This is a genomic window from Corynebacterium suranareeae (assembly GCF_002355155.1).
Taxonomy (GTDB): domain Bacteria; phylum Actinomycetota; class Actinomycetes; order Mycobacteriales; family Mycobacteriaceae; genus Corynebacterium; species Corynebacterium suranareeae.
In genome coordinates this window covers 1,028,492-1,041,103 of sequence record NZ_AP017369.1, presented here as the reverse complement: position 1 = coordinate 1,041,103, position 12,612 = coordinate 1,028,492, and the positions used below count along the sequence as shown (strand labels likewise).

Sequence of the window (12,612 nt, the reverse complement as noted above, 5' to 3'; positions counted from 1 at the left end):
CCGACTAAAAAAGGCTGCATTCCCGTCAAGGGAATACAGCCTTTTTTATCTAGCGTTTAGCTCTGGTAGATGCCGTTAGCACCGAGGCGAGCGTCAGCGTCGATAAGCAAGTTGATCTCTGCTTGGTGAGCGCCGTGTTCTGGCAGACGACGTCCGTCGACCTGCTCGAACAGTGGTGCTCGACCAACCATGCCTGCTTCCAGGCGGTTTGCACCGGCACGTAGGCGCTGGGTTGCGCGTACACGCCATGCATCAACGTCAAGGCCTGCGTTGCGCATTGCCTGCTCGAAGATGCCGCTGGTTGCAAGGACAACAACTGCTGCTACGTGGCCGAATCCGAGGGAGGTCAGCACACCAGCCTTGATGGAGCCTGCTCCAAGATCCAGTGGTTTGCGCAGCCAGACGAAGTTTTCGCCCTTTGCTTCCATCTCTGGGTCAACGCAGTCAAGTGATGCGTTTTGAGGCAGCTTGCCGGTTTCCAGGATGGATACAAGTCCACCGATCTGGAAGAGCGCTGCGCCACCCTTTGAGTGTCCGGTAAGGGACTTCTGGGAGACAACGAACATTGGGTTGTCGGTGTCGCGACCAATGGTCTTCCACAGCAGGTTGTGCAGCTCAGACTCGTTTGGATCGTTGGCGTTGGTGGAGGTGTCGTGCTTGGAGACCACGCGAACATCATCTGGGGTTAGGCCCAGGTTGTTTAGTTCGCGGGCAAGTACGGACTTCTTGCCACCACGTGCTGCACCCAGTGCGCCAAGTCCTGGTGCTGGGATGGAGGTGTGAGCACCATCGGCGTAGGACTGTGCGTGTGCAACAACTGCCAAGACTGGGAGTCCCAGTTCAGCGGCAACGGATGCACGAGCCAGAAGGACGGTTCCGCCACCTGCTGCTTCGAGGAAGCCTGCGCGGCGACGATCGTTTGCGCGGGAGATGAAGCGTGGGTCGATGCCCTTGTCCAGCATTGCCTGGGTGTCTGCGGTGGCGTTCATGTCACCGAAGCCGGTCAGGGATTCAACCTGGATGTCATCGATACCACCGGCGACAACGAAGTCTGCCTTGTTGAGGAGGATCTTGTCCACGCCTTCTTCCACGGAGACAGCTGCGGTTGCACATGCTGCCACTGGGTGGATCATCTGACCGTAGCCACCGACGTAGGACTGCATGGTGTGTGCAGCCACAACGTTTGGCAGGGTCTCCTGGAGGATGTCTGATGGACGATCCTGGCCGAGGAAGCGGTTGACGAACAGCTTGCGCAGGGACTGCATGCCACCGATACCGGTGCCCTGTGTGGAGGACACATCAGCTGGGTGGATGGACTGCAGGAGTTCTGCTGGGCTGAAGCCTGAGGACAGGAATGCGTCGACTGCGGTAACCAGGTTCCATGCTGCGATGTTGTCGAGCGCATCGATCATGGAGGCTGGGATGCCCCACTTGGCTGGGTCGAAGTCGGTTGGCAGCTGGCCTGCTACGGAGCGGGTCAGGGTTGCCTTGCGTGGCACGAAGGAGGTGGAGCCCTTCTTCTTGGTCACGATCCATTCGCCGTCTGCTTCTTCGACGGTCACGGTTGCATCTGCATCAACGTAGGCCTGAGCTTCTTCAGCGGAGGTAACGGTGAAGGAGATGTCGCGGTCTAGGAAGACTTCAGCTGCGTCGAGGGAGCCGCCGTCGACGAGGAAGGCGTCGTCGACAAGCTCACGGATGCCGCATCGTGCGATGACTTCGTCGCGGAAGCGCTCGTAGATCTCTTCTTCTGGCACTTCGGTGCCGTCAGCGTCGTACCAGGCTGGCTTTGGATCCTCGCTCCAGGAGATCAGACCCATCATCCAAGCTAGCTCAAGAACGCCTGCTGCGGTCAGCTCAACGGAGCCATCGCGCTGGATGCCGTATTCAGCTTCGAAGCGGGTACGTCCGGAGCCCCATGAGGACACTTCACCGACACCGACGAGGACAACCATGTCGTCAAGGTCTGTCTTTACCTCACCAACTGGAGCGCCAACTGGCTGCTCTGGGTGCTTAGGTGAAGGCAGCGCCTTGATGGTGTCTTCGGCAGAAACGGTGGTTTCTGCTGCGTCAGCCTCCAGGGATGCTGCCAGTTCTGCGATGGATACGCCACCGGACAGTCCACCGGTCAGATCGTAATCGATCGGTGCTTGCAGAGCCTTTTCACGAGATTCAGCGGAGCTAAGTCCAACCAATTCAGTGGAGATCTCTTCAGGGGTGTACACGTGGATGCCCAGCTTTTCAGCGGCAGGGATCAGCACGTCGTTGCGGCCCATGAGTCCGGTTCCTGCAACCCAGCCGATACGAGCTTGAGCAAGGGTGACAAACTGTGGCCAGCCGGTCTCAGATCCCCACTTGGCAAGGATGGCGTCGAATGCTGCCTTGACCTCACCGTATGCTCCGTCGCCGCCGAACATTCCGCGGTTCGGGGAACCTGGAAGTACAACGTGGACGCGTCCATCGACACCGCGGGATGCAAGATCTGCAAGACCTGCGATGGTGCGCTCTACAGACCAGAGCAGCAAACGTGCCTGGTTTTCTGCCTGTGGGCCAGCATCAGCCAGGGAGCCGGAGACAGATGGAGCTGCGAATGGGTACGCAAGGGTTGGGGTCAAAGCTGGCTTGGTCACGGTGACGGTGCTGCCAACGGTGACGCGCTGCTCGTTGCCGATCCAATCAATAACTGCATCGACATCGCGGTAGGAGGACATGTTCGCTGGAACAATCCATAGCTTTGCGTTTGGAGTTGCGTGCTCAGCATAAAGCTTGCGTGCGTATTCCTTACGCGCCTGGGACACATTGGATGCAGTCAAGATGACGGTTGCACCCTGGGACAGCAGGCGAGCTGCTACAGCACCGGCAATGGATTCAGGAGCCGCACCGGTAACCAGTGCAACATCGTCGATGTGTGGCTCGTTGGCTGGCTTCGCAGCCACCTCGGAAACCTGCTTTAAGGTTGCAGCGAGAGCGGTGTCTTCAACGTGGTCAGCCCACCATGCAGCTTGCTTGACGACGACCTCCCCCGTTCCAGCAAAGCGCTCGACGGCAATATCGTCACCGTTTGCCAGACGTGCCAGATCTTCACGTGCGGAAGCCCAACGGTCATCGAACAAGATGGCGCGTTCAGCGGAGAACACTGGTGTGACAAGCTTGAGCCAGCCGGTGCCTAGTTCTGCCTCGACAGCGTCGTAGAGTTCGGTGTCGATCTCTGCGCCTTCAACCTCATCCTTGGTGTCTAGACCAAGCTGGGAAAGAATGCCGCGAGCAACATTTGCCAGCACGCCTTCTTCACCAGTGACGGTGGATGCGTAAGCATCAAGTGCTGCGGAGTCAACAACTCCGCCACCTGAAGCAGCGCCGCCGGAAGACATGGAAACGCTGGTGCCGTTGGCTGCAGCGACGTTTTGCACGGCGCCGTCGATAAGCGCATCGACATCGGACTTGCTGGATGCTGTAGCTGGCAGGCTACCCAGGTTGCCGCCGCGGACGGACTCGCCTTCGCGGGTGCCCAGCAGCAATTCCACCTCAACGTGTGCGATCCAGCTTTCTGGAAGACCCCAGGTGCCGGTCACGCGATCACCAATGTAGGAAGTCTTCAGGCCAGCAGCACCGGTGAGTGCGCGCAGACGTGCACGAACTGTCTCGGAAAGGACTGGTCCGAAAGGCTTGTAGCCAGGAGCTGCGGTAACAACACGGCCCTGCAGGGTTGCCACATCAGCATCTGCTGCACCGTCAATGGTTGGGACAGAAAGCTCGGTGGACATATCCATGAGCATCTGGTTACGGCGTGAAGATACACCGTTGGTCAGGGTCTCAGAGGTATCTGCTGCGGTGATCTGATCGATGTTGATCTTGTTCTGCACAGCGAAGAGAACCATGATGGCGTTTGCAGCGTTGAACTTCAGTTCAGGTGCGTTGCCAACTGGTGCAGGAGCTGCGGCGGCTACTGGAGCGGCAGCAACTTCTGGAGCAGCTGCTGCAGGAGCTTCCGGAGTTGCAGCAGGTGCTTCTGGCTCTTCTTCTACCTCAGCAACAGGAGCCTGGCGGACATCGTTGAGCATAACGGTGTCTTGGTCGCGCTCAACGTTGAAGACTGGGCGGGACTTGCCAATGACATCCATGGTGCGCAGTGCCAGGTTGGTCAGTGTTGGCGATGCAGCCAAACCGACCTCGATGATCTGATCGACAGAGTCGATGACCAGCGCCTGGGTTTCGATCCAACGCACAGGAGATGCGAACTGCCAGGACAACAGCTCGATGAGCAGCAGTCGTGCCAGGGTGTTTTCATCAGTGTCTTCAACCTTGACGTCCTTGAGACGCTCAGATGGAACAACAGCGAGGATGGCATCCACGAAGTCTTGGGTGAGCTCGAATGGGCGAGCAACCAAGTTCGGGATGTAGCGGCCGCGAAGTGCATCGATGTCGATGGTTTCTGGCAGCAACTCATCCAGCTTCTCTGCGAAGGCAGGAACACCTGGGCGCAGCACGCTGGAGTGGAATGGCACGTCAATGCCAGGGATGTTCACGTAAGCACGTGGGTTTGCAGAAGCAGATTCCTTCAGTGCCTTCAGTCCAGCCAAGGTGCCTGCAACTGCGTACTGCTGGCCATCAACGTTGTAGTTAACGATCTGCAGGAATTCGCCAGATTCTTCAGCAACACGATCAACCCAGTTTTCCACCTCGGTGGCTGCAACGTTGATCATGTTTGGACGGAATGCTGCCAGGCCGTAGTTGGAACGACCCTTTTCATCACGTGGAACCAGGGAGTGCATTGCGGAACCGCGGGAGAACACAACATCGATGACACCTTCGAGTTCGAAGATGTTGCCCAAGGATGCCAGTGCGGTGTACTCGCCTAGGGAGTGGCCTGCGTAGAGGGAGCCGTCGACGATTGCATCTGCGGCCTTGAGGCGCTCGGTCTGAGCGTAGGCAACCACGGCGAGCGCGACCTGTGTGAACTGGGTGAGGTTCAACACGCCAGCTGGGTGTACGAAGGTGGTGTCCCCGACTTTGAGCTCTACTGGGTTTTCATCAATGACCTGCTGGATGGAGAAGCCCAGGTTTGCGCGGGTGTGTGCGTCTGCACGATCCCACACAGCGCGAGCCTCTGCGCTTGCAGTGCGGTCTCCTTGGCCCATGCCCTTGGCCTGGATGCCCTGGCCTGGGTAAACATAAGCGGTAGAAGGTGCCTTGAGCAGTGCCTGTCCACGGGAAACCACGTTGCCATCGATGCGGCAGGTGACCTCGTATGCAGGCTTGAGTCCTGCGCGGCCAACACGCTCAACGGTGATATCTACAACGTCGTTGAGCTGAACCATGCCGTACATGGAGTAGGTCCAACCAATAACCTCAGAGCCAAGTCCTGCAAGGTGCTGTGCGGTAGCAGACAGCCACATGCCGTGGACCAACGCTGCATCCAGTCCAACAAGCTTTGCAGCATTGTCGGAGGTGTGGATTGGGTTGTAGTCACCAGAGACCATGGCGAATGGGGTCATGTCTGCAGGTGCAGACACGGTTGCCTGGCGGATGAAGGAGCGAGGAGTTGGCTCGACAACTTCATCGCGTGCACCGTAAGCGTCTGCAGGTGCAGCCATTTCGTTGGTGGTGATGCGGCCACGGATAGCAAAGCGGGTAACCAGCTTGGCTGCTACTTCGCCTTCGGTGGTTAAAACGATGCGCACGGTAACGATGCGGCCGGATGCGGATTCTTCGATGGAATCGGTGCGTGCCTCAACATCGATGGTTCGGCCGTTTGCCAGCTCCTCGAGTGGGATGCGCAGGTCAAGGAGGTGATCGAGGTGAACTGCGTTGAGTAGACCTTCAATCACTGGGTAGCCGTCGGAAAGCTTACCGGTGCCCAGTGCGGCGTAGATTGCTGGCCAGCATGCGCCCATGAGGACGTCTGGGGTGCCCACGTTGTGCTCTTCTAGCGCTGCGCCGGTAACGGCGGTGTGCGCGGTCAGAAGGGATGCAGGCAGGGTAAAGGAATCGCGGACGGTACCGAATGGGGTGCCATCTTCAACAGCTTCTGGCAGTGCCTTGATCTCATCACCAGCAGCAGAGACGGATCCAACACCGGCAACGCCAGCAAGAAGTGCGAAGACGGACTCAGGTAGCTTCTCACGGGAAACCACTGGGGAGCCACCGGTGGACACAGCATCGCCGAGTTCAACTGGGATGTCAACGTGCTGAACCAGGTATGGGCGCTGCTCAACTGGCAGATCATCAAAGTAGGAGTCAGCCAGGATGCGGATAACCCAGTAGCCGTCTTCCTCAATGAGCTCGAAAGCACCCTCGTTAAGGACGTGAGCTGGGTTGTCGATCAGGTTGCCGTGCCACACGATGTGCGGGGTAGCAAGCAGGAATTCGCGCTCACTCTTGGATTCATTCAGGCGAGCGAAGATTTCTTCTGCCTCACCGTCAAGTGCCTCCACGCAGGCAGCTTCGAAACGGCCGAGCAGTTCTGCAACTGGCTCGTCGACGCGGTCGATGCCGGCAACGGAAACAGGTCCTGGGATAACGCGCACGGCGTTTGCACCGTAGCGCTCGTTCTGGGACTGCCACAGGGTGTCCAGACCCCACCAGCGAGCCAGGTCAGCATCAATTGCAGGTACCCACGGCATAGGCTTGTGGTGCTTGCGGCACAGACCAATAAACCACGCAGCGTCGCGCGCAGAGACCTTGATCTCGCGGGCCTGCGGGTAAGCAGCAAGAAGCTTGTCGACGGCTTCCTCTTCATTTTCCACAGACTTCAGGTCTGGGAACAGCGTGGTGATAGCACCGTGCTCTGCCTCGTTGAGGCGAGCTTCAATGCGGTGGACCAAATCGAAGAAACGATCATCCCATGTTGGGTCCTGGGTTGGGTAAGCAAGCTCAACCCAACGCTCGATCCACTCTGCGTAGGTCATTTCTTCAACCTCGCCGAAGAATGGCTTTGCAGTCTTGTTGATCGCCTCGATCAGCTCATCGCGGTGATCTGCGTAATCGTCAGAATCGATGGAGGAAATCAGGCGGGATGCCGCAGCGGAGTCATTGTCCAGCTCGTACATATCAGCGTGTAGGTGGGACAGACCAGAGGTCACGCCACCGCGAGCCTCGCCACGACCGACCCAGCCGCCAGCATCTTGAGGATCAACACCTGGGGTGTCAACCAGTGCCTGCTTAACCTGAGGAGAGGTGGTTGCTTCCTTGGTTGCCATGGCAGCGGTACCAACGAGGATGCCGTCAACAGGCATTGCTGGGAAGCCCAAGTCGGTCGACCATTCACCGGTGAGGTAGTACGCAGCCTTTGCAGGGGTACCAATTCCGCCACCAATCATGACAACAACGTTCTTGCGAGAACGCAGCTCTGCATAGGTGGTCAGAAGCAGGTCATCCAAGTTCACCCAGGAGTGGTGTCCACCAGCGTGTCCATCTTCAATCTGGATGATGATCTTGGTGTCTGGGTTTGCATCAGCAATTTTCAGGGTTGCGCGGATCTGGTCCACGGTGCCTGGCTTGAATGCAACGTATGGGAAGCCATCTGCGTTGAGATCATTAATCAGCTCAGTTGCTTCTTCAACCTCTGGGATACCAGCGGAGACAACAACACCGTTGATGGAGGTACCGGTGGCACGTGCCTTGGAAACGATGCGCTGTGCACCGAACTGAAGGTTCCACATGTAACGGTCGAAGAACATGGAGTTGAACTGTGCGGAACGTCCAACCTTGAGCAGGGAAACAAGCTTTTCCTTGTTCTTGGTGAATACTTCTTCGGAGTACTGTCCGCCACCGGCCATTTCAGCCCAGTGTCCTGCGTTCGCTGCTGCTGCAACGATCTCAGGATCAACGGTGGTTGGGGTCATACCGGCCAAAATAATTGGGGAGTAACCCGTCAGGCGAGAGAATCCGGTGAGAACCTTGTGCTCACCGTTTGGCAGCTTAACCAGCTTTGGAGCGAACTCTGACCAGTCTTCTGCAGTTGGAACCTGGAAGCCTGGGCGAGCCAAGTTGTCGCGCTCTGCAGCAGAAAACGCTGGAACCAACGAGATTCCGCGACCATCGAGCAGCGGCGCGGTGAAACGGCTAACGCCTGCATCCAGGGAAAGGACGTAATCAGCCTTGAGGTTAGCGATCTGCTCCACCCAGTCAGCTGGGTTAACCAGGATTGCCTCTGCCAACGCGCGAGCATCAACGTTGAGGCCACAGGTGGTTGCCCACTCAACAGCCAAGTCGGCTGCATCCTGCATTGAGGAGTGGTGGAATGGAATAGCAACATCCAAGTAATCAAACTTAGGTTCTGCCAGGGATCCACCCTTGCGCTTTTCATTGATGTCTTCGTTGTAAGCATCCGCTGCGCGCTGCAGTGCGGCAGCAGCCTTCTTCAGTGCCTCTGGCTTGCCGGATACAACGAAGTGTACGCGAGCGTTGCGCAGAGATACCTCTACCCCATCAACGCCGGCGATGGTGTCTTGAATGATCTCACGGGTTAGTCCACGGACAGAGAGCATGTGTGCGCCCTTGCCTGCGAACTGAGATGCAGCTGCACCCAAGAGAACGGCAAAAGCCAAGACATCTTCTTCATTGTCTACTGCTTCAACGCCCAAAATGCCCTGGGAATGTCCAAGGCGAGTAGCTGCGGTGACATCTAGTCCAAGGTCACGCAACTGGCGGGTTGCTGCAATCTGACCAAGCAAAATGCCTGGGATGGAGACTGCTGGCTGCGCATCGATATCCGCACCGATTTGTGCGTCTTCGCGGGTTAGTTCCTCCAGGCGGGCTAGGGAGCCTGGCACGATGGAGGTGATTTGGCGCGCGAAAGGTGCAGTTTTTGCACGTGAACGAGACAACAGCTCACGCAGGTGCGAGGCGGTGATGTGGTCTTCGCTGGAGTCAGCGATCACCTGCTGCCAGGCGGAAGCCTGACCGGCGTACAGAATTGCTGGTTCTTTAAAAGAATGCAGCGGTGTCAGTGAAGAAATACTCACGAAATAAAGCTCCTAAGTCTTGGAATGGGCTTCTTGGACCCATGACCACTTACGAATGCGTAGGTTACGTGAGCGTAGCTGAAATAGATGACTAAACCCTCATGTTTATCTGGCAAATTCTTGTTTTTGCAGGAAACAAACCATCGCCCGTGAGCAACATCACAAAATGGCAACGGTGAACACGGGCGAAAAATGTCGCCCTAGCCCTTTAAGAAGAGTGTTGTTATTGTTAACCACTGTTACTGGTGGGATTTAAACCTATAATTTTGGGAGAACAATGGACTTGCACCTTAATAGACGAGGCTTTTTAAAAGCCGCTGCAGGACTTGCCACCATCGGCACAGCCAGCATGTTTATGCCTAAAGCACATGCACTTGGACCAGTCCTTGGTACCGTAATCGACTACGCAGCAGGAGTCCCCAGCGCAGCATCAATCAAAAATGCCGGACATCTTGGCGCCGTTCGCTACGTGTCCCAACGTCGCCCAGGCACCGAATCCTGGATGGTCGGCAAACCCGTCACGCTGCAAGAAACACGGGCCTTTGCCCAAAACGGACTAAAAACAGCGTCGGTGTATCAATACGGAAAAGCCGACACAGCGGACTGGAAAAATGGTGCAGCAGGCGCAGCAACGCACGCTCCCCAAGCAATCGCACTGCACGTGGCTGCCGGTGGACCAAAAAACCGCCCCATCTACGTAGCAATCGACGACAACCCCACCCGCACCGAATACACCAACCAGATCCGCCCATACCTGCAAGCATTCAAGGTTGCACTATCTACTGCGGGCTACCAACTAGGCATCTATGGCAACTACAACGTCATCGATTGGGCGATTGCCGACGGCCTTGGTGAATTCTTCTGGATGCACAACTGGGGCTCCAACGGACAGATCCACCCACGCACCACCATTCACCAAATCCGCATCGATAAAGACAAACTCGACGGCGTTGGCATTGATATGAACAATGTCTATGCCAACGACTGGGGCCAGTGGACTCCAGGAAATGAAGTCGATGCAGTCATCTCCTCCAACTCCAACACTGGACTTAACGCAGAGACAATCAATCAAATAATCAAAGCGCTGGGAACAATGTCTAGCTAATTATTCCGGCTTATGACCTCACTTAGTTGGTTTTCTACCAACTGCGTGAGGTCTTCTTTTGTCCCTGTTACTGCTGCTGCAACAACGTAATCTTCACCAAAAGTTATTGATGAATGCAGAAGCCGATCATCTGACCAACCCCACTTAGATCCTTCCGCGCCGGGAAGCACCGCAGTCCCCCAGTCCTGCGGATAACCATCAACTGCAAATTCATTGGCATTTCTCATCGCTTCTAGAATCGGCGATTCTGGTTGCTCGATGATCAGCGTGCTTAAAAACTTCACCAAATCATAAGTAGATGTCACCGAGTATCCCCAATGCTCATCACCCCTGGTGGAAAGCAAACCAAATTCATCTGCGATCGCTTCAATGGAATCGGGATACGTGTCGTACAAAATTTCCGCTGACACATCAGATGAACTTCTAATCATCTCGAGTGCCAACGCCTTCTCATTTTCCGTGCCGCGTTCCAGCACGTACTCCGCGATGTAGAGCTTTCCTAAGCTCAATGCAGGACGAGCAAAACGCTCGGTTGAGGTTCCCGTACGAAAATCATCCTTCAGGCTCACAAACGTGATTTGGGAGCCTGTGGAGTTTTCAATAAATTCGGCGAACGGACTGTCTTCTATTGCTTGCGCAGCCGCAGAGGTTGAAACGCTGCTGGCCTCAGAGCTCACCTGCGGCTGAGATTCGGAAGGTTTCGTGTCTTCCCCTTGGGTGAGACCAAAAATTCCGCCAATGATTACTACCCCGGTTAACAAGATAGTAGACACCCGCCATGCTGGGTGCACTTTAGAAGTTCTTGACACGTCGATCAATAGTACTGCATGACGAAACCGCCTATTCCCGAGTACAGGAATAGGCGGTTTCGTTAGTTAAATGAGGTTGACTCTAGTGCTCAACAGCACCTTCAACACCGACACCGGTGAGGGAGCGAACTTCCATTTCAGCCTGGAGATCATCCAAGTTGTCTGGCTTGCCAACCATGGTGCCGATCCAACCAGCGATGAAGGCTAGTGGGATGGAGATGATACCTGGGTTGGACAGTGGGAAGATATCCCATCCGCCACCGTCAGAAGGAACCATCGAGGTTGGGGTACCGGAGACTGCTGGGGAGAAGACGATCAGTACCAGTGCGGAGACAAGGCCGGTGTAGATTGCGGCTACAGCACCAGTGGTGTTGAACTTCTTCCAGTACAGGGAGTACAGGATACAAGGCAGGTTTGCAGACGCTGCGATTGCGAATGCCAGTGCCACGAGGAAGGCAACGTTCTGGGACATCGCGAGAATACCCAAGACGATGGAGAGCACACCGATCACAACGATAGTGATACGTGAGACTCGAACCTGCTCTTCTTCAGAGGACTTTCCATCACGAAGAACGGCGTCGTAGATATCGTGACCAACTGCGGCAGAAGCGGTAATTGCCAGACCTGCAACCACAGCCAGCACTGTTGCGAAAGCAACTGCAGAGATCAATGCCATGAAGATGGAGCCACCAAGCTCAAGTGCAAGCAGAGGAGCTGCTGCGTTAGCTGCACCAGGCGCATTGACGATGCGGTCTGGTCCAACAAGTGCTGCAGCACCGTAGCCCAGGATCAGGGTCATCAGGTAGAAGGAACCGATGAGGATAATTGCCCAAGTAACGGACTTACGTGCTTCCGTAGCGGTAGGAACGGTGTAGAAGCGCATGAGAACGTGTGGCAGACCAGCGGTACCAAGAACAAGTGCAAGACCCAGGGAAACGAAGTCCAGCTGCTTGGTTACGGTTGCACCGTACTGCAGACCTGGCTCAAGAATTGCGGTTGCTTCATAGCCCAGGGTTGCTGCACGCTCGGAGGATGCGTGCATAGCAACGGCATCTTCTAGCAGGGTGCCAACGCCACCCTTGACTGCAACGAAGGTCCAGATGGTCATGATCAACACACCACCAACCAAGAGGCAGGCCTTAATCATCTGAACGTAGGTAGTGCCCTTCATGCCACCGAGCAAGACGTAAGCAATCATGACGACACCGACGACGCCAATGACAACTGCCTGCCAGTGGAACTCATGGATATCCAGAAGCACGGAGACAAGTGAACCTGCACCAGCCATCTGAGCGATCAGGTAGAACAAGGACACGAACAAGGTGCCGAAAGCAGCCGCAACGCGAACTGGCTTCTGGCGCAGGCGGAAGGACAACACGTCCGCCATGGTGAATCGACCAACGTTACGCAGTGGTTCTGCAACAAGCAGCAGAGCTACAAGCCAGGCAACGAAGAATCCGATGGAGTAAAGGAATCCGTCGTAACCGTTCAGCGCAATAGCGCCAACAATACCCAGGAAGGATGCTGCAGAGAGGTAGTCACCTGCAATTGCGAGACCATTTTGAGTACCGGAGAATGAGGCACCACCGGTGTAGAAGTCGGATGCCTCCTTGGTGGTTTTACCTGCACGCATAACCACGGTCATGGTGACAACGATGAACACCACGAAAACGGAAATATTAAGAATTGGGTTGCCAGTGTCTTCTTGGGCCAACACGATTGTGGAATTCAT

4 protein-coding genes are annotated in these 12,612 nt (G+C 55.9%); 1 reads left to right on the top strand and 3 read right to left on the bottom strand.

Features of this window, described 5'->3' with window-relative positions:
- Positions 1–56: 56 nt before the first annotated feature.
- Entirely contained in the window at positions 57–8,966 is an 8,910-nt protein-coding gene (locus N24_RS04915; RefSeq protein WP_096454849.1) for a type I polyketide synthase, read from the bottom strand.
- A 277-nt stretch (positions 8,967–9,243) separates the two neighbouring features.
- On the opposite strand from N24_RS04915, the gene N24_RS04910 reads away from it, so the two are divergent.
- Positions 9,244–10,071 carry a DUF1906 domain-containing protein gene (locus N24_RS04910; RefSeq protein WP_167382035.1) on the top strand — a complete coding sequence of 276 codons (828 nt, stop codon included), beginning with the start codon at positions 9,244–9,246 and terminating at the stop codon, positions 10,069–10,071.
- On the opposite strand, the gene N24_RS04905 is transcribed toward N24_RS04910, so the two are convergent.
- Positions 10,068–10,844 (bottom strand): hypothetical protein, encoded by a 777-nt coding sequence (locus tag N24_RS04905; RefSeq protein WP_096459747.1) that lies wholly within the window; start codon positions 10,842–10,844, stop codon positions 10,068–10,070. The genes N24_RS04910 and N24_RS04905 overlap by 4 nt on opposite strands.
- A 118-nt stretch (positions 10,845–10,962) precedes the next feature.
- Entirely contained in the window at positions 10,963–12,612 is a 1,650-nt protein-coding gene (locus tag N24_RS04900; RefSeq protein WP_096454847.1) for a solute symporter family protein, read from the bottom strand.

Excerpts from the sequence above, each read along its gene's own strand:
- N24_RS04900 (WP_096454847.1), bottom strand. The coding sequence starts at position 12,612 with ATGAATTCCACAATCGTGTTGGCCCAAGAAGACACTGGCAACCCAATT.
- N24_RS04910 (WP_167382035.1), top strand. The coding sequence starts at position 9,244 with ATGGACTTGCACCTTAATAGACGAGGCTTTTTAAAAGCCGCTGCAGGA.